21 protein-coding genes are annotated in these 25225 nt (G+C 28.0%); 8 read left to right on the top strand and 13 right to left on the bottom strand.

The window, feature by feature from the left end:
- Positions 1 to 38 precede the first annotated feature (38 nt).
- Positions 39 to 1076 (top strand): nucleoid-associated protein, encoded by a 1038-nt coding sequence (locus BM027_RS13165; protein ID WP_090092699.1) that lies wholly within the window; start codon positions 39 to 41, stop codon positions 1074 to 1076.
- Positions 1077 to 1435: 359 nt separating this feature from the next.
- Positions 1436 to 1924 (top strand): flavodoxin family protein, encoded by a 489-nt coding sequence (locus tag BM027_RS13160; protein WP_090092696.1) that lies wholly within the window; start codon positions 1436 to 1438, stop codon positions 1922 to 1924.
- A 609-nt stretch (positions 1925 to 2533) separates the two neighbouring features.
- Here the strand turns inward: BM027_RS13160 and BM027_RS13155 are convergent.
- The 11 genes from BM027_RS13155 to BM027_RS13105 form a co-directional block, all read right to left on the bottom strand.
- A complete protein-coding gene (locus BM027_RS13155) occupies positions 2534 to 4249 on the bottom strand; it encodes a sensor domain-containing diguanylate cyclase (RefSeq protein WP_090092694.1) in 1716 nt (571 codons plus the stop codon).
- Between the two features lie 345 nt (positions 4250 to 4594).
- Complete coding sequence (gene argF / locus BM027_RS13150; RefSeq protein WP_090092691.1) at positions 4595 to 5515, bottom strand: ornithine carbamoyltransferase; 921 nt, start codon at positions 5513 to 5515, stop codon at positions 4595 to 4597.
- Positions 5516 to 5886: 371 nt separating this feature from the next.
- Positions 5887 to 7068 (bottom strand): aspartate aminotransferase family protein, encoded by a 1182-nt coding sequence (locus tag BM027_RS13145; RefSeq protein WP_090092689.1) that lies wholly within the window; start codon positions 7066 to 7068, stop codon positions 5887 to 5889.
- A 238-nt stretch (positions 7069 to 7306) separates the two neighbouring features.
- Positions 7307 to 8164, bottom strand: a complete 858-nt coding sequence (gene argB, locus BM027_RS13140) for an acetylglutamate kinase (protein WP_090092686.1) — start codon at positions 8162 to 8164, stop codon at positions 7307 to 7309.
- 19 nt (positions 8165 to 8183) lie between these two features.
- Positions 8184 to 9407 (bottom strand): bifunctional glutamate N-acetyltransferase/amino-acid acetyltransferase ArgJ, encoded by a 1224-nt coding sequence (argJ, locus tag BM027_RS13135; RefSeq protein WP_090092684.1) that lies wholly within the window; start codon positions 9405 to 9407, stop codon positions 8184 to 8186.
- Between the two features lie 48 nt (positions 9408 to 9455).
- On the bottom strand, positions 9456 to 10490 hold the full coding sequence (gene argC / locus BM027_RS13130; protein WP_090092683.1) for an N-acetyl-gamma-glutamyl-phosphate reductase: 1035 nt from the start codon (positions 10488 to 10490) through the stop codon (positions 9456 to 9458).
- A 1-nt stretch (position 10491) separates the two neighbouring features.
- Positions 10492 to 11880, bottom strand: coding sequence for an argininosuccinate lyase (argH, locus tag BM027_RS13125; protein ID WP_090092681.1), 1389 nt, complete (start codon positions 11878 to 11880; stop codon positions 10492 to 10494).
- Positions 11881 to 11882: 2 nt separating this feature from the next.
- Entirely contained in the window at positions 11883 to 13106 is a 1224-nt protein-coding gene (locus BM027_RS13120) for an argininosuccinate synthase (RefSeq protein ID WP_090092678.1), read from the bottom strand.
- Positions 13107 to 14226: 1120 nt separating this feature from the next.
- Entirely contained in the window at positions 14227 to 15162 is a 936-nt protein-coding gene (gene fba, locus BM027_RS13115) for a class II fructose-1,6-bisphosphate aldolase (protein WP_090092674.1), read from the bottom strand.
- 206 nt (positions 15163 to 15368) lie between these two features.
- Positions 15369 to 15749 (bottom strand): DUF4363 family protein, encoded by a 381-nt coding sequence (locus BM027_RS13110; protein WP_090092671.1) that lies wholly within the window; start codon positions 15747 to 15749, stop codon positions 15369 to 15371.
- Positions 15746 to 16450: a DUF421 domain-containing protein gene (locus BM027_RS13105; protein WP_090092668.1), complete on the bottom strand. Its 705-nt coding sequence runs from the start codon at positions 16448 to 16450 to the stop codon at positions 15746 to 15748. Before BM027_RS13105 ends, BM027_RS13110 begins: the two co-directional genes overlap by 4 nt.
- 135 nt (positions 16451 to 16585) lie before the next feature.
- On the opposite strand from BM027_RS13105, the gene BM027_RS13100 reads away from it, so the two are divergent.
- The 3 genes from BM027_RS13100 to sdaAA all read left to right on the top strand — a co-directional run bounded on the left by BM027_RS13100 (position 16586) and on the right by sdaAA (position 20868).
- Positions 16586 to 18241: a nucleoside kinase gene (locus BM027_RS13100; protein WP_090092666.1), complete on the top strand. Its 1656-nt coding sequence runs from the start codon at positions 16586 to 16588 to the stop codon at positions 18239 to 18241.
- 1065 nt (positions 18242 to 19306) lie between these two features.
- Entirely contained in the window at positions 19307 to 19987 is a 681-nt protein-coding gene (sdaAB, locus tag BM027_RS13095) for an L-serine ammonia-lyase, iron-sulfur-dependent subunit beta (RefSeq protein ID WP_090092663.1), read from the top strand.
- A gap of 2 nt (positions 19988 to 19989) precedes the next feature.
- Positions 19990 to 20868: an L-serine ammonia-lyase, iron-sulfur-dependent, subunit alpha gene (sdaAA, locus tag BM027_RS13090; protein ID WP_090092660.1), complete on the top strand. Its 879-nt coding sequence runs from the start codon at positions 19990 to 19992 to the stop codon at positions 20866 to 20868.
- A gap of 245 nt (positions 20869 to 21113) precedes the next feature.
- On the opposite strand, the gene BM027_RS18925 is transcribed toward sdaAA, so the two are convergent.
- Together BM027_RS18925 and BM027_RS18015 are read right to left on the bottom strand one after the other, a co-directional pair.
- Positions 21114 to 21167: a hypothetical protein gene (locus BM027_RS18925; protein WP_423230334.1), complete on the bottom strand. Its 54-nt coding sequence runs from the start codon at positions 21165 to 21167 to the stop codon at positions 21114 to 21116.
- A 13-nt stretch (positions 21168 to 21180) separates the two neighbouring features.
- Positions 21181 to 21426 carry a hypothetical protein gene (locus tag BM027_RS18015; RefSeq protein ID WP_139209551.1) on the bottom strand — a complete coding sequence of 82 codons (246 nt, stop codon included), beginning with the start codon at positions 21424 to 21426 and terminating at the stop codon, positions 21181 to 21183.
- Here BM027_RS18015 and BM027_RS13080 point away from each other — a divergent pair.
- From BM027_RS13080 to BM027_RS13070, 3 genes are all read left to right on the top strand, one after another.
- Entirely contained in the window at positions 21414 to 22658 is a 1245-nt protein-coding gene (locus tag BM027_RS13080; protein ID WP_090092638.1) for an RNA-guided endonuclease InsQ/TnpB family protein, read from the top strand. The genes BM027_RS18015 and BM027_RS13080 overlap by 13 nt on opposite strands.
- Before the next feature lie 98 nt (positions 22659 to 22756).
- The gene (locus BM027_RS13075; RefSeq protein WP_090092636.1) at positions 22757 to 23446 is read left to right on the top strand and encodes a response regulator transcription factor; all 690 of its coding nucleotides are present in this window, start codon (positions 22757 to 22759) and stop codon (positions 23444 to 23446) included.
- A complete protein-coding gene (locus BM027_RS13070; RefSeq protein WP_090092633.1) occupies positions 23443 to 24975 on the top strand; it encodes a sensor histidine kinase in 1533 nt (510 codons plus the stop codon). The genes BM027_RS13075 and BM027_RS13070 overlap by 4 nt, the downstream gene beginning before the upstream one ends.
- Positions 24976 to 25225 lie beyond the last annotated feature (250 nt).

Below are 25225 nucleotides of genomic sequence, written 5' to 3'. Positions count from 1 at the left end.
TATGCCTAATTAATATTAATGGGATGGTGAAAATTATAATGGAATATATAAATGATATTAACATAAATGAAGCAATTATACATATATTGGATAGTAACGGTTCAGAACCTGTGCTTAATGAATACAGTTTAGATTTAGATGAAGATATATATAAATTTTTATATAAACATATAGAAAAATGTTTAAAAGATGATGAACTTAAATATGGAGTTTTCAATCCAGAAAGAAATATAGTTAAAGAAGTAGTTCAAGATTATTTAAATGGAATAGAACATGATTTAATAGGTTTATCTAAAGAACTTGCTAGACGATTATTTATAACAATAAAAAGTAATGAAAATATTCCATCAGGAGACTTAATAATAGTATCTCTAGTTACGGATCAAGGACCTATGATAGGGATATTAAAGATGGATTATATTAAAAATTTCACACATGAAATTAAATTTGTGAATGAAAAAATAGGAATAGGTATAGTACCACAAGTAGCAGGTCTTCCAGGAAGTGGTCAAAAGATACAAAAGGCTGCATTTATTAAGCCTATTAGAGAAGATGAAGAATTTAATTTAATGGTATTAGATAAACAAAAGAGTAGTAAGGAAGATGAATGTGTAGCAAATTATTTTATAAAGACATTCTTAGGAGCTACCCTTATAGCAAATGAAAGAGATATGACAAAAACATTTGTAAAAGCTGCTGAAAATTGGACTAGAAATAATATAACAGACAATGCAGAAAAAGCAGAAGAAATTAGAACTGCTATTAAAACTAAACTTAAAGAAGAAGATAGCATAAACATAGATAAATTTTCAGAAGAATTATTTACAGAGCATCCTCAAGTAAAAGAAAATTTCTCTAGTTATATTAAAGAACAAGGATTAAATAAAGAAGTAGCAGTAGATAAAACATGGGTAGATAAAAATTTAAAGAGAGTTAGATTAAATATAGATAAGAAAATAGATTTATATATAAATGAAGAGATTTATAATGACTCAAGCAAATTTGAAATACAAAGAAATGGTGACGGAAGCATAAACATGATAGTAAAAAACGTAATAAACTATATAGAAAAGTAGATAGCCCAAATTTTATATTTGGTGCTAGTCACTTTCTCTGTGAGCAAGTAGATTCCTTGAATTTTATATTTGGCTATGTTTTAAAATAGTGTTGATATTTTAATATAAAGGCGAACTGGCATTGGAATTTACTTTTTAGAACTCTTAATAAATATTTGTACTATTAATTGCTTGTCACAATCTTTGATTGGGAGCATGCATTAATAGGACTAATATTTATTTTAGAGTTCTTAAAGTGAATTCCACTGTCCATGAGCTTTATATTACAATATCAACATTCACTTAAAACATAGCCTTATATTTAAATAAGTTATAACACATGAACCAATACAAAATTTTAATGTATATGAGGTGAGGTTATGAGAACTTTAATAATTTTTTATTCATTAGAAGGTAACACAAGATTTATTGCAAATGTGATAAATGAAGAATTGCAAGGAGATATAATAGAACTTAAGCCAAAGAAAAAAATTCCTAGTAAAGGATTTAGAAAATTTCTTTGGGGTGGGAAACAAGTATTATTTAATGAAAAGCCTGAAATAGAGGATATAAAAGTTGATTTTGCTAAATATGATTTAATTGTTTTTGGAACTCCAGTATGGGCAAGTAATTTTGCACCAGTTTTTAATACATTTTTTCAAAAATATAATATTAGAGATAAAAAAATCGCATTATTTTGTTGTCATGGTGGAGGAGGAGAAGGAAAAACTTTTATTAAGTTTAAAGAACAATTAAAAGAAAATATCTTTCTAGGAGAAACATTATTTCAAGATCCACTAAAAAAAGATAAAGAAAATAATGCTTTAAGTGCAAAGAAATGGATAAATGAAATTAAAAATGATAATTAGAGTTTAAATTAGTTGTTTATTTAAAGATGCCTTATAACTAAATAGACAAGAAAGGGGCTGTCTCAGAATTATCAAGTGAAGTAATAACAAAGAAATAGAAATAACATTTATTAAAGAAGACTAGAAAAATTTCGCTAATAGTTTCTAACATTTAAAGTTGTACCCATAAAAGATTGCTCCTAATATGCATTAGGACAATCATTTATGGAACAACTTCAAATGAAGAAACTCTAAGCTTATTTTTCAATGCTTCTTACACAAATGTTATTTCTATTTCTTTTTTTGAATATCATATCATTAAATGATTTGTATTATGATACAGCCCCTTTTTAAGTGCTCAAAGTAAATTTCACCGTCCATGAAATTTATATAACAATATCAACACGGTTTTAAAACAGAATTATATAGTCTTCATCGCTCATGTTTTTATATAAGGCATATTAAAATAAATAACAAGTCAGTATGCTAGTCTATTTTGCGTCATACTGCATCAATAAAATCAGCCCATAGCTTGCTATGCGTTTCTTGCTATGCGTTAATTTTATCTCCTTGTCTGACACCAAATATACGTCGCATCTTTGACTTGTTATTTTCTTTCATGTGCCTAATTTAGTACGTTACTCTAGGTTTAAGGATGTTAATATTTTTTATGACTTTTTTATTTTTATACATTAACTGATCTGCTCTAGTAATTAAATCTGTTACGTTAGTATCCTCATTGAATTTAAAATCATCATATCCAATAGCTACGCTGACTTTAATACTGCTTTTCGTATTATGATTTTTAATCATATCATAAAATATATTTAATTTACTTATTATTTCATTTTTAGATAAATTTAATATCATAACAATAAACTCATCTCCACCAGTACGGTAGCAATTTCCTACATCTTGAAATGTAGCTTTCATAATAGTAGAAAAATCAGTAATTAATTTATCTCCATTAATATGTCCAAGATTATCATTAATCTCTTTTAAATTATTTATATCCATAGAAAGACACCATATAGAAGTATAGTTTTTTAGATTATTGTTTAAGTTATTAATCTTACATTCAAATGCTGCTCTGTTTTCTATGCAAGTCATAATATCAGTAAAAGCCATTTTTTCATAAATAGTAGATTGAATTGATAGTTCATAATAATTAAAATATGAGGATATAACATATCCAAGTTGTATAATAATAAATATTAATACACCTAATTGGAAATAAATTCCGTGATATGATGATACTCTCAAATAAAATAATAGTAAATCTAAAAGTGTTCCAATCAACATTGGGATTATTGCTATTGCTAAATATTTACCTATAATATTTTTATCATTCCATGATTTTATCACTGTATAAACACTTACAATAATAGTTAATATTACTATAAGATGTGAAATAATTAACATGCTTCTAAAATCAAAAACACCAAAAATATTTAAAATTCCTTGAACAATAAAATTAAAAATTAATAAATATACTGTTTTAAAAAGCAATTTAGTATATTTTTCTTTAGTAGTTTGTATGATTATCATTACAATAGGAACTGGAAGTAACATCAAAGACATAAACGTAAACGTATTTAATAAATGTGTATTAGGAATTAATAATTCAATAATATGTGTTTCAGAAATTGCATATATAGATGACAATAATGCGAAACCCCCTATATGAAGCAAATGAAATATATTCTTTATTTGTTTACATAGAGCTATTATGGAAACAATAAATATTATTAAAGTAAAAATAACCATTAAAAAAAGTAAAAAATGATTTAATGATTGACTAGTTATTAAATTATAAGTAACAGCTAACTTACTACCTATAATTGGCGGAGTTATATCGTAAGGTAAATATTTATTAGATAACATTTTCATTTTAAAATGTAATTCCTTATTTTGAAAGCCAAAAGGTAATTTAATAAAATGAATTGTATCTTTACCTTTATTTAAAAATTTATCATAGTCTTTATTAAAAAAAGTATATATTAATTCATTATCAATATATACATCTAAACTTGCAAAACCAGCACATAGACAGAGGATATTTGAGTCATTATTTATATTTAAATTCAACTTTTTTGAAAAAGAATATGTTTTATCATTAAAATATTTTAATGTGGTAGGAAAGTTTATATTAGTTTTACTATTCGCATCTTCATCTATAACATTCCAATCGCTATTTAATTCTATAATATTTTTATCTATTAATTGAATATTGTAATCTTGAGCGAATTTATTTGAATTTAAAATTGATATAAAAAAAATAATTAAACAAAATACCAATAATCCAACAATAAATTTTTTATTATTAATTTTAAAACTTTTATTCATTTTAATGTCACCTCGAATTATGTAAATAAAAATTAAATTTAATTTACATAAAGTAATAAAATAAATTTTAAAAATATACTATTAATATCATGTATTAGAAAATGTTTTTGACATAATTAAATAATGAATATTTATTTTTTTGCATTTTATATAAGTATAAATTTATAATTAATATATTATTTTACCAAAAATGTTTAGTATATCATAAATTATAGCATATTTTTTAATATACATATAGAAATATGTTTGGCTTAGTACATATGTAATTAAAGAAAAAATATATAAAAAAATAGAATAGATAAAGCTTAAGTTTCAGCTTTATCTATTCTATATAAAAATATAATTTTATTTCATTAATTTAACAAGCACAGCTTTTTGTGCATGCAATCTATTTTCTGCTTCATCAAATATTTCAGCAGAATGTTCTTCTAAGACTTTAGCAGTGATTTCTTCTTCTCTATGTGCTGGAAGGCAGTGAAGTACCATTGCATTATTTTTTGCTACACTCATTAATTCATCATTTATTTGGAATCCTTTAAATGATTTAACTCTCAATTGTTGTTCTTCCTCTTGCCCCATACTTGCCCAAACATCAGTGATAATTACATCAGCATCTTTAGCAGCTTCTAAAGGAGAAGTTGTTACCACAAATTTAACTCCTTCTTTTTCAGCAATTTCTTTCGCACGAATTAAATATTTTTCATTAGAGGTGTAATCTGTTGGAGATGCAACAGAAAAATTCATTCCAACCTTTAGACAACCAATCATTAAAGAGTTTGCCATATTATTACCATCACCAATAAATGCAACATTTAATCCTTCAAGGATATTTTTATATTCTCTAATTGTCATTAAATCAGCTAACACTTGACATGGATGTTCTTCATCTGTCAATCCATTAATAATTGGAATTGATGAGTATTTAGCTAATTTTTCAATCCCTTCTTGAGAGAATGTTCTAATCATTATACCTTGTATAAATCTTGAAAGAACTCTTGCAGTATCTTCAATAGGTTCCCCTCTACCAATTTGTAAATCTCTATTACTTAAAAATAATGCATTTCCACCTAATTGATACATTCCAACTTCAAAAGAAACTCTAGTTCTAGTAGAGGACTTTTCAAATATCATACCTAAACTTTTTCCTTTTAAATGATGATGTTCTATTCCATGTTTTTGTTCATATTTTAATTGATCTGCTAAATTTAAAATATCTAAAATTTCTTCTTTAGAAAGATCATCCATTTTCAATAAATCTTTTTTCATAAAAAATTATCCCTCCATTTTTATTATTTTGAATATAGATAATTGCATATTTTTTTATTTAATTATAGGCTATGTTTTAAAAGAGTGTTGATATTGTTATATAATAGCGAACTGGCATTGAAATTTGCTTTGTAGAATTCTTAATGAAGATTTGTACTATTAATTGCTTGTCACAATCTTTGATTGGGAGCATGCATTAATAGGACTAATATTCATTTTAGAGTTCTCAAAGTAAATTTCACCGTCCATGAGCTTTATATAACAATATCAACACGGTTTTAAACCAAAGAGTAATTATAAAGCGTCTTAAAAAAACAGCATATTGATTAGTTATTTTTTTAAAGATGCTTAAAGTTATTTGCAACTAAGAATTACTTGATATTGTCTAATATATTTAAAAGAATATCTATTCCATGTTTTAATTCATCTTTAGTTATAACTAAAGGGGGAAGAAGTCTTACAACATCTTTACCAGCTGTTAATATTAATAATCCGTTTTTTATACATTCTTTTTGAACTATGGAAGGTGTGCATTTAGTTTTAATTCCAATCATTAAGCCCATTCCTCTAATATCTACTATTTGAGGATTTTTAGATTGTATTAATAACTCTCTTATATAAGCACCCTTTTCAGATATTTCATTAAATGAATTTTCATTGCAAATTTTATCAAGTACAACTAATGCGCCTGATGCAGCAACAGGATTTCCACCAAATGTTGAACCATGATCACCAGGACCAAAAACATTAGAAACTTTTTCTGCGCATAAGACTCCTCCGATAGGAAGGCCAGCACCTAGTCCTTTAGCAACAGAAACTATATCAGCTTCTACATCAAAGTTGTTGTACCCAAACATCTTACCAGTTCTACCAATACCACATTGAACTTCATCAAAAATTATAAGGATATCTTTCTTTTTACATACATTAACAACATCTTGAACAAAAGTTTTATCAAGTGGTATAACTCCACCTTCGCCTTGTATAGCTTCTAGCATAATAGCACAAACATCTGAAGTAGCTTTTTCCTTAAAATCTTCTAAATCATTTGCTTTTACATAATCAAAGCCATCAGGAAATGGGAAAAAGTAATTATGAAATTTATTTTGCCCAGTAGCTTTTAATGTTGTTATCGTTCTTCCATGAAAAGATTGAACTAAAGAAAGTATCTTATGTCTTCCTTCGCCATACTTATCATAACTATATTTTCTAGCTAGCTTTATAGCGCCTTCATTAGCTTCAGCACCTGAATTTGCTAAAAATACTTTGCTCATTTTAGCGCTTTCAGTTAATTTTTTAGCAAGTTCAACAGTTGTGGGATTATAAAATAAATTTGAGGCATGTTGAAGAGTTTTGATTTGTTTAGTAGTAGCTTCAACCCATGCTTCATTATTGTAACCTAGACTATTAACACCAATACCACTTGTAAAATCTAAATATTTATTTTCACTTGTATCATAAAGATAAACTCCATCACCATAAGAGATAATAGGTTCTAAAACACCGTATGAATTTACAAGATGTTCTTTTGCCTCATTAAAATCATATAACATAAATAATGCCTCCTAACATAAAAATTTCAATTAACTATAAACAATGTATAATTTAGAACTCAGAATATGCCTTAAGTATCTCCAAATAAACAACTAACTAATCAGTCTTCTTGTCTTTTCTGTGCACTATACAGCGTCAGTAAAGGAATATAATAACAGCAGTATTAACTGCATTCATTTCCTTGTTTAGTTCAAAAAATCCTAAGGATCTTTGCCTAGTTATTTTTTTGAATGTACCTTAATAAATCATTGTACCAATTCCTTCATTAGAGAATAACTCTAAAATAAGAGAGTGGGGAACACGTCCATCAATAATATGTGCTTTTTCAACACCCATTCTAATTGCTTCTACACAACAATTAATTTTTGGAATCATACCACCTTTTATTACACCTTCTGAAGAGAGTTTGGGAATTTGGTGTAATCGTAATATATTAAGTAGTGAACTATTATCTTTTGGATCCATAAGTACTCCAGGCACATCAGTAAGCAATATTAATTTTTCAGCTTTTAATGCTGCAGCAATTTTTGAAGCACATATATCTGCATTTATGTTATAAGCTTTATTATCATCTTCACCTAAAGCTACACTACCAACAACAGGAATGTAACCAGCAGATAAAGCTGTTTTTAAAATATTAGTATCTACATGAGTTATTTCACCAACATATCCTAAATCAATATCTGTCTTTATTTTTTTAGCCTTGAGTAGTCCGCCATCCATTCCACATAGCCCTATAGCTTTTCCACCAAATTTTCCTATTAGAGAAACTAAATTTTTATTTACTTTTCCACCTAAAACCATTTGAACTATATCCATTGTATTTTCATCAGTATATCTTAAGCCGTTAATAAATTCACTTTTTTTGCCTAATCTATTTAAAAAGTCTGAAATGTCAGGGCCACCACCATGAACTACAACAGGTTCAAAACCTACACATTTCATTAATATAATATCATTTATAACAGTTTCTCTTAATTCATCACTTATCATAGCATTTCCGCCATACTTTACCACTATTGTTTTTCCATAATATTCTTGTATATATGGTAAGGCATTAATTAATATATCCGCTCTTTCATTATGATTAAGCATAAATATCCCCCCCTTTAAACTAACTTCTATAATCACCATTGATTTTTACATAGTCATAACTTAAATCACAGCCCCAAACATAAGCCTTTTCATCACCTAAAAATAAGTTAACTTTAATAATAATTTCATCTTGAATAAGTATTTCTTTTGCTTTATTTTCATCAAAATCTATGGATGAACCTTGCTGACAAACTTTTATAGATCCAACACAGCTTTCAAAATATATATCAACTGTTTCAGGATTAAAATTTACTTTTGCATATCCTAAAGAACATAAAATTCTTCCCCAGTTTGCATCACTACCAAATATTGCAGTTTTAACTAAACTTGAATTAATTACACTTTTACCGAGAGTAATAGCATCTTCCTCAGTTTTAGCACCAAATATTTGGCATTCAATTAATTTAGTAGCACCTTCACCATCTTTAGCAATGTTCTTTGATAAATTTATATTTAAATCATTTAATGCTTTTAAAAAAGCTTCATATTTCTCATCTTTTTCTGTAATAGGTTCATTTTCAGCTAAGCCATTAGCTAAGATTAATACCATATCATTAGTACTTGTATCTCCATCAACACTAACTCTGTTGTAGCTTATTTTAACACTTGTTTTTAATGCTTCATCAAGTAAATTAGGTGAAATATCAAGATCAGTTGTTATAAATGATAGCATTGTTCCCATGTTTGGTTCAATCATTCCAGAACCTTTTGCCATTGCACCTAAAGTAACTTTTTTATCACCTATATAAAATTCTAATGCTAATTGCTTTTTAAAGGTGTCAGTTGTCATAATTGCTGATGAAGCATTATCAAAGCCATCTTTAGATAATTTTTTTGTAAGCTCTGGAATGCCATTTTTAATTGCATCTATATTTAAAGGAACCCCAATTACTCCAGTTGATGCAACTAAAACTTCATCTGTTTTTAATTTTAATTCTTTAGCTTGAAGTGAAGCCATTTTTTTAGCTTTCTTTAAACCCTCATCACCATTGCAGGTGTTTGCATTACCACTATTAACTATTATTGCTCTTGCTTTTTTATTTGATAAGTGCTCTTTAGTTATATAAAGAGGAGCACCTTTAACTTTATTTTTAGTATAAACTCCAGCAGCATTTGCACAAACCTCTGAGTAGATTAATGCTAAATCTTTTTTTATTGTGCTTTTTTTAAGTCCACAATGTATCCCCGAAGCCAAAAATCCTTTAGGAGAAGTAACTCCTCCTTTTATATAATTAATATCCAAAATTATAACCCCCTTTATAAATATTGTTTGAATGTGTCTTACTTGTTGTTAGAAAGCTGGTGCAATAAAGTTTAAGCCTTCTGTTTCATCAAAGCCTAATATAATATTCATGTTTTGGATAGCCTGACCGGCAGCACCCTTAATCATATTATCAATAGTGCTTATTATTATTATTTGATCTTTTCTATGATTTAAATGTAATGATATATGACAATTATTTGATAATCTTATATTTTTAATTGAAGCAGTTTCTCCAATGGGTAATATTTCTACAAAAGGCTTATTCTTATAGAAATCTGTATATAATTTGTGTAAAAATTCAAGATTTACTTCTTCTTTAGGATTACAATAAATAGTTGAAAGTATACCTCTATTTATTGGAAGTAGATGAGGAGTAAATGTTACAGTTACCTTATCTTGTGCTATAGTTGATAACATTTCTTCAATTTCAGGAGTATGCCTATGTCCCCCTATGTTATATGGAGCAAAAGTTTCATTTTCTTCAGGAAAATGAGTATTTAACGCTAAGCCTCTTCCAGCTCCTGTTGTTCCTGATTTTGAATCACAAATTATTCCTTTTAATTCAATTAAAGAATTCTTTAATAAAGGCATTAATCCTAGCTCTATACTTGTTGGATAGCAACCAGGATTAGCAATTAATGAAGCTTCTTTAATTTTTTCTTTATTTAATTCAGGAAGTCCATAAACACTTTGATTATGTAGCTCAGGCTCAGAAAAATCTTTTCCATACCAAAGTTTATATTCCTCTTCATCAGTTAATCTAAAATCTGCCCCCATATCAATACAGATTTTATTACTATCAATTGCTTTTTTTGCTATACCTTCACTTAAACCGTGAGGCAATGCAGTGAATATAACATCACATTTTTTAATGACATCATCCATAGTTTCACAAATTAAGTCAGTTTTACTTAAAAAGTTTTTATATATTTTATTAATTTCTTGTCCTTCAAAAGAAACGGAGCTTATAGCTCCAATTTCTATTAAAGGATGATTTAGTAATAATCTTAATAACTCAGCACCTACATAACCAGTAGCACCAATTATTCCAGCCTTAATCATTTTAATTATCCTCCTTAAGCTCCTTTATAAAATTTTCTAATGCTTCAATTTGTAATTTAACTGATTGAGTAGAAGGACCACCTATAACCTTTCTTTCTTCAACACATGTTAATAAGTCTATAGCTTTATATATATCTTTTTCGAAAATAGGGGAGAAGCTTTTAAGTTGATCAAGAGTTAATTCTTCAATCATCTTATTTTTTTTAATACATTCAAGTACTATTTCTCCAACTATTTCATGAGCATTTCTAAATGCAAGTCCTTTTTTAACTAGATAATCAGCTACATCGGTAGCATTAGTAAATCCTAAAGCAGCACCTTTTTTCATATTTTCTTTCTTTACTTTCATGGTTTTAATCATGCCACAGAAAGTTTTAATTGATAAAGTAACAGTATCTAATGCATCGAAAAGAGCTTCTTTGTCTTCTTGCATGTCTTTATTATAAGCAAGAGGAATTCCTTTCATAACAGTAAGTAAAGTGATAAGGTCACCATAAACTCTACCAGTTTTTCCTCTAACTAATTCAGCAACATCAGGATTTTTCTTTTGAGGCATTATACTACTACCAGTACTATAAGCATCATCGAGTTCAATAAAGTTAAATTCTCCTGTACACCAGAGAATTATTTCTTCTGAAAATCTTGAAAGATGCATCATAATCAAAGAAAGTGCAGATAAAGTCTCAATAGCATAATCTCTATCTGATACAGAATCTAAACTATTTAAAGTAACTTTTGAAAAACCTAAATCTCTTGCTACAATATTTCTATCAATAGGGTAGGTAGAAGTAGCTAAAGCACCACTACCTAAAGGCATCTCATCAGTTCTTTTATAAGCATCACTTAACCTGCCAATATCTCTTTTAAACATTTCTGCATAAGCTAAAAGATGATGAGCAAATGTAATTGGTTGAGCTTTTTGCATGTGAGTGTATCCAGGCATTATAGTTTCTATATTTTCCTTGGATTTTTCTAAAATTACTTCCTCTAAACATAAGATATCTTGTTTTAAGTCAACTAAAGCTTTCTTTAAATATAATCTTAAATCTAGAGTAACTTGATCATTTCTACTTCTACCGGTGTGAAGCATTTTTCCATATTCTCCAATATAATATGTCAAAGTACCTTCAACAAAACTATGAATATCTTCAGAAGTAGGATCAATTTCAATAGTTCCATTATCCATTCGTTTTAACATTTCTAGAAGACCAGAAGTGATTTTATCACTAGCTTCTTTTGAAATTATTTGTTGCTCACCTAGCATTGAAGCGTGAGCTAAACTTCCTTCGATATCTTCTTTATACATTCTTGAATCAACATTTATAGAAGAGTTAAAATCATTAACTAATTCATCAGTTCCTTTTTTAAATCTTCCGCCCCAAAGTTTCATAATTATTTCTCCTCTTTTTTTATTACTTCTTGCATTTTTGCTCTAACAACTAGAGGAAGACCAAATAAGTTTATAAACCCAGCTGAGTCTTTTTGATCATATACTGCATCCTCGCCAAAAGTAGCATATTCTTCACTATATAATGAGTAGGCAGATGTCATACCAGCATTTACAATATTACCTTTATATAATTTCAATTTAACTTCTCCAGTAACTGTTTCTTGAGTCTTTTTAACGAATTCTGATAATGCTTCTCTAAGTGGAGTAAACCATAGTCCATCATAAACTAATTCTGCAAATTTTAAAGCAACTTGTTGTTTATAATGACATGTATCCTTATCTAAACAAAGTTCTTCTAAAGCTTTATGAGCTTCATAAAGAATAGTTCCACCTGGAGTTTCATAAACACCTCTTGATTTCATACCAACAAGTCTATTTTCAACCATATCAATAATTCCAATGGCATTTTCGCCACCTATTCTATTCAATTCTTCTAATAATTGGACACTAGACATTTTGTCTCCATTTAAAGCAACAGCATTTCCTTTTTCAAAAGTTAATGTTATGTAAGTTGCTTTATCAGGAGCATTTTCAAGTGTAGTGGAAAGTTCTAATATATCAGCATATTTTGGTTCATTTGCCGGATCTTCTAAATCTAATCCTTCATGACTTAAATGCCATATATTTTTATCTTTACTGTAGTTTGTTTCATAATTTATTTTAATTGGTACTTCTTTTTCTATTGCATAAGCTATTTCTTCTTCACGTGATTTTATATCCCAGATTCTCCATGGTGCGATAATTGGCATATCTGGAGCAAAAGCTTTGATACCTAATTCAAATCTTACTTGATCATTACCTTTACCAGTACATCCATGACAAATTGCATCTGCACCTTCAGCTTTAGCTATTTCTACTATTCTTTTTGCAATTAATGGTCTTGCAAATGAAGTCCCTAAAAGATATTTACCTTCATACATAGCATTTGCTTGAATAGTAGGAAAAATATAGTCATTTACAAATTCTTCTGTTAAATCTTCAATGAATATTTTTGAAGCCCCAGTTTTAATTGCTTTTTCTTCTAAACCTTCTAACTCATCTTTTTGCCCAACATTACCAACAACAGCAATAACTTCACATCCGTAAGTATCCTTAAGCCATGGAATAATTACTGAAGTATCTAATCCTCCTGAATATGCTAAAACTACTTTATTTAAATTTTTCATTTTAAAAGCCCCCTTATTTCAATTTCAAAAATGTATATTTTATGAATATAATATTTATATTTTTTATAATTATACATTTTTATGAATAATTAATCAATAACAAAATTAGAATTATTCATAAAATATATAATAAAATGGTTATAGATAAGCAAGTGATTAAATTATATTATACTTAATGATATAATAAAACAATAAAAAAAACAATGGAAATATGATGTTTATATAAAATATTATCTCAAAATATAAATTATTAATAAAAAAATATAAAATAAAAATAACAAAAAAATCTAATGAATGAAATTTAATAAATGTAAAATATATTTAATTATGCATGCATAAATATAACTATAATTATACATAATAAGTGCATAATAGGAATTCTTTATAATTTGCTGAACTTTTTTAGAAAGAATAGAGTATTAATATTAGATTTATTTAGAGAGGCATTAATAAAAGAAATATTAAATAATATAAGATATGTATTATTTAGTAGTATTGACTTGTTGTTTTCTTTCATGTGCCTAATAGCAATGTTTAATTTCAACATTAGACACATTATTTTCTTTCACAGGCCTTAATAGGGGTTATGTCCTTTACGTTACGGGAAATTATTGTGTATTTAAATATTGACTATGTTTTAAAACCGTGTTGATATTAAAACAGAGCATAAATAATTAAGATTATGAGGAGTGGTAAAGAAAATAACAGAGTTTTTAGTTTTTGATGGGGGGTTGATTCCATATGAAGATTAGAAAATCATTATCTAGAGGTAAGGCTCTAAATATTAGAAGATAAGTTTAAAGAGCTGAAAATAAAATATTTATATATAATTAATAGGCTATATTTTAAAGTAGTGTTGGTATTGTAATATAAAAGCTCATGGATAGAGGAATTTGCTTTAAGAATTCTAAAACGAATATTAGTCCTATAATGCATGCTCCCAATCAAAGATTGTGACAAGCGATTAATATTACAAATATTCATTAAGAGTTCTACAAAGCAAATTTCAATGCCAGTTCGCGATTATATTACAATATCAACATTCAATTAAAATATAGCCTATTAATAGAGTAATTCTAAACAAAAAAAAGCGAGGTATTACCCTCGCTTTTTAATAAAATTATTTATTCATTGAATCTTTTGAACCTAAAATATTATCAATCTTTGATTCAACAACTTCTTGTATTGAAGTTCTTGCAGCACCTAGATAAGCTCTTGGATCAAAAACTTCTGGTTTTTCTCCGAAAGTTTTTCTTATAGCTGCAGTCATAGCTAATCTTAAGTCAGTATCCATGTTAATCTTACATACAGCCATTGATGATGCTTTTCTTAACATATCTACTGGAATACCTTTAGCGTTTGCTATGTTTCCACCAAATTCATTACAAGTTGCAACAGTGTTAGCATCAACAGCTGATGCACCATGAAGAACTATTGGGTAATTTGGTAATTTAGCTTGAATTGATTCTAATATATCAAACTTTAATTGTGGTTTAGCGTTTGGTGGGAATTTAACAGCACCGTGTGAAGTTCCAATAGCGATAGCTAATGAATCAACTCCAGTTCTAGTAACGAAGTCAACAGCTTGTTCTGGATCAGTATATACGTGAGAATCAGCAACAACGTCATCTTCAACTCCTGCTAATACTCCAAGTTCAGCTTCAACAACAACTCCTCTAGCGTGAGCGTATTCTACAATCTCTTTTGTTTTCTTTACATTTTCTTCATAATCATAGTGTGATCCATCAAACATTACTGATGTAAAACCAGCATCTATAACTTCTTTAACAGCTTCAAAACTTGGACCGTGGTCTAAGTGAAGTGCAACATCTATTCCAGTTTCAGCTATAGCAGCATCTACCATTGCTTTTAAATATTTAGCTCCAGCATATTTAATTGCTCCAGTTGAACATTGAAGAATTACAGCTGAATTTCTAGCCTTTGCTCCATTAACAACACCTTGAATTATTTCCATATCGTTGATATTAAAAGCTCCGATAGAATATCCGCCTTCGTAAGCTTTTTTAAACATCTCTTTTGTAGTAACTAATGCCATGTTTGTTTTACCACCTTTCAAAATTTAAAGATTCAAGCAAACTATAGTCTGCCTTAACAAATTAATTATAAACCATACTTTATGTATTTTCTACATATAACGAGTTAAAAGTTTAAAAAATCATTGCATTATCACAATTTTTGTAAGAACTTATAAATTTTAGTTAAATATTTTTGTTAAAATAACATTTATAACGCATTTCTGTATTATAATATATTCTCTAATGTAGGTATTTGGAGCTTTTTTATATTTTGAGCATTATATTTTAATGAATGTAGTGTTGCATCTGCATCTTCTGCATCTTTATAAGTAAGATATACAGAAAGTTTTACTGCATCATTAACTAATATGTCAAAGTCTTGATGATTTACATAGATTGATGTTATAAAACCTTCACTTTGAATTAAATTCATTAATTGTATAGATTGAGTATAAGCTTCTTCAAAGTTATCTTGTGTAAGGGTTATTTCAATATCTTCAGAAAGAGTAGTAATACGTCCACATAACTTTAATAATGAATTATTAGCAAAATATATAAGTATCATAATTGATAAAAATAGAAATATAGAAATCATTGCATTTTTCATTTACTACACTCCCTTTCAAATTCATCATAAAGTTGATATTTAAAATTGCCTTCAGTATCATATAAGGCTATTAAAACTTCATTAATTGAATTTATATTATGATTTTTAAGTACATTAAGTATCCATTTTTCATCTTTCCCCATGCGAGATAACGAGCTTTTATTTATTTTCCCATCTGATACTAATATTTTGGGTAATTGGACTTCTTTAGTTTTAGATGTGTTTTCGCTAGTACTAGATGATTGAGAATTAGAATTATAGTTTTTAGGCAATACAGATAATTGTCCACCATTTTCTAAAATTGCATATTGAATTTCTTCAAGATTAAAATAATTTGCAATTCTTAGCTCCTCTAATAATTCATCTAAATTTATTTGTTGTTTTTTTAATGCATCATAATTTATTTTTCCTTTATAAATTAAAATACAGGGCTCACCATCAATAATTTTCCTAGCCTCTTGAGATTTTAATTGAATTAAAGTTAATATTGTTTTTAAAAATAATAATGTAATAATAGGTATAATTCCTAATAGTAATGGAAGTCTTGAATCTTGCATAGGCAATGCAGCTAAGTCAGAAATCATAATTGTTATTACAAATTCGTAGGGTTGAAGTTCTCCTATTTGACGTTTACCCATTAAACGCATTACTAACACAACCAACGAATAAAGTATTGTAGTTCTAATAAACACTATAAACATAAAAAAACACCTCACAAAAGTAATATTTGTAAAAAATCGTATTAATATGCGAAATAAAAATAGTTTTATCTTTTTTAAATAAAATAAATATAATATAATTAAGACCAATACTATATTTGGGAGGAGATAACATATATGGTTAATATATATTTTGACATAGATAAAAATGCAGTAAAATCTGGTAAGAGTGTGACCTTTTATGATTTAATTAGTAAAAATTATGGTAATAAAGTTAATAATGCAGCTATTTGTAAGCTAAAAGGACAATATTTTGAGTTAAGCAATTTAGTGACAGATTCTGGAGAAATAGAAATTATAGAGTTTAATACCGAGTTAGGGATGAAGATTTATACTAGAACATTACAATTTATTTTTATTAAGGTGGCATTAGATTTATTTCCACAGGCTAAAATAAAAATAGAGCACTCTATAAGTAAGGGGTTATTTGGAGAGATTTGTAAGGAAACACCTTTAAATGAAAGTGATATTAAGTTGATCAAAGAAAAAATGAAGGAACTTATTGAAAGAGATGTTCCTATAAATAGTATTAGAATGTTGAAAGAGGACGCAATTAAAATATTTAAAGAATATAATATGGAAGACAAAGTTAAACTTCTAGAATATTCGGATTTTAAAGATGTTAGAATTTATGAATTAGAAGGTAGACAGGATTATTTTTATGGGCCAATGGCATACTCTACAGGTATAATTAAGGCTTTTGACTTAATGTATTATGAACCAGGCTTTATATTAAGAAGTCCTGAAAAAGACAATTTACATGTTTTACCAGAATATAAGGAGCAAAGAAAATTAAGTAATGTTTTTCTGGAGACAGAAAGATGGCTTAGTATATTGGACATTGGAGAAGTTGGAACTTTAAATGAAAAACTCTCTAGTCATGAGGCACAAAATTTAATTTTGACTTCAGAAGCTCTTCATGAAAAAAAGATAGCCAATATTGCAGATCAAATAGCAACTAAAAAAGAGGTTAAAATAGTACTCATTGCAGGACCATCATCTTCAGGAAAAACAACTTTTGCAAATAGACTAGGAATACAACTTAGAGTTAATGGATTAGTACCAATACCATTATCGTTAGATGATTATTTTATTGAAAGAAAAAATACTCCAAGAGATGAAAATGGGGATTATGATTTTGAATCTATTTATGCATTAGATTTAGACTTAGTTAATAAAGCTTTAATTTCATTAATGAATGGAGAAGAAGTAGAAGTTCCAACTTATAACTTTAAGACAGGTGAAAGAGAATGGAATGGGAAGAAAATTAAGTTACCATCAAATGGAGTACTGATACTTGAAGGAATTCATGGTTTGAATCCAATATTAACTTCGAGTGTACCACAAGAAAAAATATTTAAAGTTTATATATCAGCTTTAACTCAATTGAATCTAGATAATCATAATAGAATATCTACAACTGATGTAAGGAAAGTAAGAAGAATTGTTAGAGACTCTTTAAGTAGAGGACATGATGCAGAAGCAACTTTGAAAATGTGGCCTTCAATAAAAAGAGGGGAGAAAAATAACATTTTTGTTTATCAAAATAAAGCTGATGCAATGTTTAATTCTACATTAGTATATGAATTAAGTTTATTAAAACCATATGCATTAAAAGAATTAAATAAAATCAATAAAAATAGTTCTGTATATGAGGAAGCTGTAAGATTAAAATCTATTTTAATTTTCTTTAAAGAAGTGGATATGTGTTATGTGCCTACAAATTCTATATTAAGAGAATTTATAGGCGGAAGCTGTTTTTATCAATATTAAAAGTTAGGCACATTAAAGAAAATAACAAGTCAAATATGCAACGTATATTTTGTCTTAAGATAAGTTCAACTAAATTCAGGTGGAGTATAAAACTCCACCTGAAAAGTTTCACTTTATGTCAAACAAGGAGGTAATGTCAGTTCATAGCAGGCTATGGGCTAATATTGCTGACGTGAGTAGATAAGTGAGAGTCCAAATTTTATATTTGATTTCTCGAACTTAGTTAACAACCAAAGGGCGTTAACCTCATTGAAAAATGATTTTGTGTGAATCACTTACTCAGCGAGTGTATACGAGTCGAGCTTCTTTATCACGCAAAATAGACTAGCATACTGACTTGTTATTTATTTTAATGTGTCTTAGTTATAAAGATTACTAATGTGTAAGGCATCTCCCAATACAGGGGCTGTCTCAGAATTATCAAATAAAGTAATAACAAAGAAATAGAAATAACATTTATTAAAGAAGACTAGAAAAATTTCGCTAAGGCATATGAAACAAAATAACAAGTCAAAGATGTGATGTATATTTTGAGTCAGACAAGGAAGTAACATTAGCTAATAGTAGACTATTAGCTAATGTTACTGACGTAGTATCACTCAAAATAGACTAACATACTGACTTGTTATTTTGTTGAATATGCCTAATAGTTTCTAACATTTAAAGTTGTACCCATAAAAGATTGCTCCTAATATGCATTAGGACAATCATTTATGGAACAACTTCAAATGAAGAAACTCTAAGCTTATTTTTCAATGCTTCTTCCACAAATGTTACTTCTATTTTGGGGGAATATACATCATATCATTAAATGATTTGTATTATGATACAGCCCCTTTATTTTACAATGCGTAATTTTAAAAAATTCATAAGTTAATTTAGTGGAATTTTAATTTTTACCTTTCATTATAATTGAAAGATAAAAATCCCCCTTGACTATGTTAAATAAATTATGCATTCTATATATAAGATTAAAAAATTTAATTAAAAAATAAATAATATTTAAATTTAAATGAAAGGGGGTTTTTGGTGAAATATTGGGGGTGTTTCGCTAAATAACGCACGATGAATAATGTAGGAGTTTTTGATATTTTAGGACCTATAATGATAGGGCCGTCTAGTTCTCACACAGCTGGTGCTGCAAGACTTGGAAAAATTGCAAGGAGTATAGCTCAAAGGAAAATAATAGAGGTAACTTTTTTGTTACATGGATCATTTGGAAAAACTTATAAGGGCCATGGAACTGATAGGGCTTTAGTAGCAGGAATATTAGGTATGGAACCTAGTGACAGTAATCTTAAAAATTCTCTTGATATAGCAAAAGAAAAGGGGATTAAAATTACTTTTAAGGAATTTGATTTAGGGGATGTTCATCCGAATACGGTTAAATTTATAATAAAGACAGAGGATGGTAAAACCTGCGAAGTGATTGGATCTTCTATAGGTGGAGGAAGTATTCAAGTTTCTGAAGTGAATGGAAATAAAGTAGATTTTAGTGGTGTATATGAAACATTAATTATGGCACACCAAGATGTTCCAGGGGTTATTCGCGAAGTTAGTGATGTGCTTTATAGAGGGAATATTAACATAGCTTTTATGAAAGTATTTAGAAACCAAAGGGGTAAAGAAGCTAATATGATATTTGAGGTAGATAATAAAATAAGTGATGAAATATTAAATCAAATAAAAAGCTTAGAGTCTGTAAGAAATGTAGTTTCAATAAGCCCAGCAAAGGAAGGTGAGTAAACTTGATTGCAAGAAGTGGAGAAGAATTATTAGAAATATGTAAGGATAATAATATCTCATTAAGTGAGTATGCGATAAGATGTGAAGTCGAAGAAAAGGGATTAGATAGAGAAGAAGTAATAGAAAAAATGAGAAAAAATCTAAAAGTCATGACTTCAGCAGCTAATGAAGGAATGGAAAAAGAAGTTTATTCAGTAAGTGGCTTAATAGGCGGAGATGGATATAGATTACATAATTATGCTAGTAAGGGAAAAACACTTACAGGTACTGCAACAACAATGGCAATGGCAATGGCACTTTCTTCATCTGAGGTTAATGCATCTATGGGGAAAATAGTAGCATGTCCAACAGCGGGATCTTGTGGTATTTTACCCGCAGTGATTTTATCAACAGGTAAACAGCTTGATTTAAATGAGGATGAACTTCTAAAAGGATTATTTGCAGCAGCAGCTGTTGGAATTGTTATAGCATTTAATGCTACTTTATCTGGAGCAGAAGGAGGATGTCAAGCAGAGTGTGGTTCAGCTTCAGCTATGGGAGCAGCAGCAGTTGTTGAAATGATGGGTGGTACTCCTAAAATGAGTCTAGATGCAGGATCAATAATACTTCAAAACGTCTTAGGATTAGTATGTGATCCAGTAGCAGGTCTCGTTGAAATACCTTGTGCTAAAAGAAATGCTCAAGGAGCTATAACTGCTTTATGTACAGCAGATATGGTAATGGCAGGTGTAGTTGCTAAAATTCCTTTTGATGATGCAGTAAGTGCAATGTACAAGGTTGGAAAAAGTTTACCACCTTCACTTAGAGAAACAGCTTTAGGTGGTATAGCAGCAACTAAAGAAGGTCTAAGACTTAAAGAACAAGTTTTTGGAAAAGATTGATTCTAATAAATTCTTAAGTTAAATTTCTTAACCAACTTTACAATATATAACAATATCAACACGGTTTTAAAAAAGCGATACAATTAAATCACAAAGGGTTATAAATAATTTCTAATATACAATATAAAGTTATTAGATAACATTTATAACCTTTTTTGTGGAATAGTTATTATATATATTAACTCCTGTTCAATAAGGTCATAGCTATAATTATGACATATAACTTTAAAACATTTAGATAATTCCTATTCCAGTTCACCTTTAAATATAGAGTGTCTATATTTAGGACAAAATACAATATGATAATTAATATTATACTTGCTGTGACTCGTTGTTTTGTTTTAAGTATTTTTCAATGACATATTTCATACCTTCTTCTATTAAGTCATTAGCATTAGTACCTTTTTGCAATGCAAGTATTCTAATATCCTTTAAGCCTGATATGATGGCAATTCGTCTCCTTGCCTGATGAAAAATATCCATTGCAACTTTGGACTTGTTATTTATTTTCATGCGTTTTAATATGACAAAAGGAGGTGGAATTAATGAAATTATCATTTAAATTTAAACCAAGTTTTACAGTAGAACAATTAAGCATTATAGAAGAATTATCTTATCATACAACTAAACTCTACAATATAATTAATTATGATTTAAGAGAGAAAGGTTTTAAATCATATGTGGATATTGAAAATGCTTATAAATCTAATTGGCATTGTGATTTTCTGCATAGTCATACAAGGCAACATTGTTTTAAACTATTAGAACAGAATTGGAAATCATATTTTGCAAGTATCAAAGGTTATAAGGAAAATCCACATAAATACAAAGGACTTCCTAAACCACCTAATTTTAAAAATATGGAAGATAAAAAGAATGAGATTATATTTACTAATCTTGCTATAAGATTTAAAAAAAACATATTAATGTTATCTCTTTCTAAAGCAATTAAGAAACTATTTGAGGTAGACAGTTTAAATTTTGAAGTTTCTAATAAACTTCAAAGCCTTATAAATTGGAATAAATTGCAACAAGTTAGAATAAAGTGGGATAATTCTTTAAAACAATGGTATTTAATTGTAATCTACAATAAGCAAGAATTAAAGCCAGTAAATAATACTAATATTATGTCTATAGATTTGGGATTAGACAATCTTGCTACATTAACCTTCAAAGAAGGAAATGAAACTTATCTTTTTTGTGGTAAAAAACTTAAGAGTATTAATTCTTTTGCAAATAAGAAAATTGCTTATTATCAAAGTATTGAAATGAATAAATATGGTTCAGATAAGTTTAAAAACACGAAAATGATAAATTCTTTAAGAAGATATAGAAATAATTATGCTAATGATTATCTCCACAAAGTAAGTAAAAACATTATGGATAAAGCAATAGAGAATAAAGTAAAAAAGATAGTTATAGGCAAAATTAAAGGTATTAAACAAGACATGGATTATAATAAATCTTTTGTCCAAATACCAGTACAAAGACTTGCTGAATTAATTAAATATAAAGCAGAATTACAAGGTATTGAAGTTAAGTTCAAAGAGGAAAGTTATACAAGTGGTTGTAGTGCTTTCGATTTAGAACCAATAAATAAAAAGTATTATGATAAAACTCGTAGAGTGGTTAGAGGATTGTTCAAATCAAGTTTGGGATTAGTTAATAGTGATGTAAATGGCTCATTAAATATATTAAGAAAAGAAGAAAAATGTATTCCCGAAATAGTTCAAACTATGAGGGATAAGGGGAGTGTGTCCTCCCCGTTGAGAGTAAGGGTTGCCTGTTAAAGGCGGAAACTTAATTATCAAACCTCTCACGAAGCCACCGTTGCTTGTTTCGGTGGTGGTTCACAAGATTGTTAGTTTAATAAGAAAGGAGATATATGATGAGTTTATTAATAAAAGAACAAATTACTATTCTCATAGTAGATGATGAAAAAAGTATAGTAGAATTTATTAAAATGGGTTTAGAATCAGAAGGATATTTAGTATATGAAGCTTTTAATGGAATGGAAGCAATTGAATTAGCAGAAAAGGTAAGGCCTCATATAATTATATTAGATATTATGTTACCTGGAATGGATGGGTATGAAGTATGTTCACGGATTAAAAAATCTATAAAAACATCAATTATTATGCTTACAGCAAGAGATGAAGTAGATGATAAAGTAAGAGGATTAGATATTGGAGCAGATGATTATATGGCTAAGCCTTTTAGCTTCAAGGAACTCTTAGCACGTATAAATGCAAGAATAAGAAGTGATTTCAAAGAATTAGAAGCTGTAATTCGTATTGGTGATTTTACCTTAGATGATAAAGCACATGAATTTACATATTGTGGGGATGTATTAGATTTATCTCCTACTCAATATAATTTATTAAGATTTTTACTTATGAATAGTGGAATAGTATTAAGTAAATCATTGATACTTGAAAAAGTTTGGGGATATGACTTTAATGGAGAAGAAAATATTGTTGAGGTATACATAAGATACTTGCGTGATAAAATCGAAGATAAGGAGCATAGTATTATAAGAACTGTTCGTGGTGTTGGATATAAAATGGTGGCAAAATGAAAATGTTAAGACGTAAACTTAAAATAAAGAGTTTAAAATGGCAACTATTATTTCGTTTCCTTATGATATTAATTATTTTACTAGGTGCAATGGGAATTTTTCAGTATATAAGTATGAAGGAGTATTTATATAGAACTAAAGTGCAGGTTTTACAACAAAGATTTCATAATCTAGATTTTGGGGTTTTATCAAAAGAAAATATAAAAGATATAACTGAAAGTGATTCTAAAGAAATTTTAAAAAAATTAAAAGATAAAAATATGAGTACAGCCCTAATAGATAAAAATGGAGATTTGTTACTTGAAATAAGGAATGTAGATGCTCCAGAAGATGATAATGATAGGGATGAGGATTTTAAGGAGTTATTTGAAAAAAAAATAAAAGCAATACCAGTACCGGTACTTTCTAAAGAACACTATATGAATCTTTGTAATGAAAAGGGAAATTTAGAAACAATATATGAAATTGTAGAAGACGAAAACTGTAATTTTCAATTAGTTGCATGGATAAAAGTAGGTGATTTAGATTTGCCATCTGGATTAATACAATTAAGTACGCCAATAGAAGATATTCAGGCTATATTAAATCAACAAGTATATGTGCATACAACTCTTTCAATGGTAATTTTAATAATAGGTACATTACTTGGAACCACAATTTTTAAACGTACATTAAAGCCTTTATACAATATAACAAATACTGTTGAAGGAATAAATATAACTGATTTAGATAAAAGATTGCCAGAAGAAAATGGTCAATTAGAAACTGATAGATTAGCAAAATCCTTTAATATTATGCTTAAAAGAATAGAATCGTCATTTCAAAAAGAACAATATATTAAGGAAAAAATGAGGCGATTTGTGTCTGATGCATCTCATGAATTAAGAACACCTCTTACATCAATTCATGGATTTGTAGAAGTTTTGTTAAGAGGAGCAGCAAAAAATCAAGATCAATTGAATTTAGCATTAAATAGTATATTAATGGAAAGTGAGAGACTTGCAAAATTGGTGAATGATCTTTTGGTGTTAACTAAGTTAGATCAACAATTAATTGTTGAAATGAATACAGAAAATATAAACAATGTGATAGAAGAAATATTTCCACAGCTTCAGATTCTTTGTAAGAATAGGAAATTAAAATTAGAATTGAAGAACAATATAATGGTCTATATAAATAGAAATCAAATTAAACAGGTTATATTTAATTTGACTCAAAATGCAGTGCTTCATACAGATAAAAACAATGGAATTATAACAATATCTACGAGCATAGAAAGTTTAAAAGATGAAACTTTTGCAGTCTTAAAAATAATAGACAATGGAACAGGGATACCAAAAGAGCATCTTAGTAAAATATATGACAGATTTTTCAGAAGTGATTCCCATAGGTCTAGGGAACATGGTGGATATGGATTAGGACTTTCTATAGTAAAATCAATAATAGATAGCAATAATGGTGAAATTCATGTAGAAAGTGAATTAAAAGTTGGCACAACATTTTCTGTATATTTTAAATTAGCGAAATAACTTAAGTCATATTCAAAAAAATAACAAGTCAGAATGCCAATGTCATTTAGATAAGGATTTATCCTTGTCAAGATCATCTAAGGATATTGAAAATATTCTTAGGTGACTTTTTTGTTTTACTACACATGCCACAAAATAATATTTTTGGGCGCAATAAATAAACAGATTTACATCTGTTTTTTTGAAATATGATAAAATTTATGCTACTCTATAAATGAAGCTTACCAAAGATTTGGTACGAAGTTTTCTT

The organism is Clostridium uliginosum, from assembly GCF_900112485.1.
GTDB classification, from domain to species: domain Bacteria; phylum Bacillota; class Clostridia; order Clostridiales; family Clostridiaceae; genus Clostridium; species Clostridium uliginosum.
This window is presented reverse-complemented; position numbering and strand designations above follow the sequence as displayed.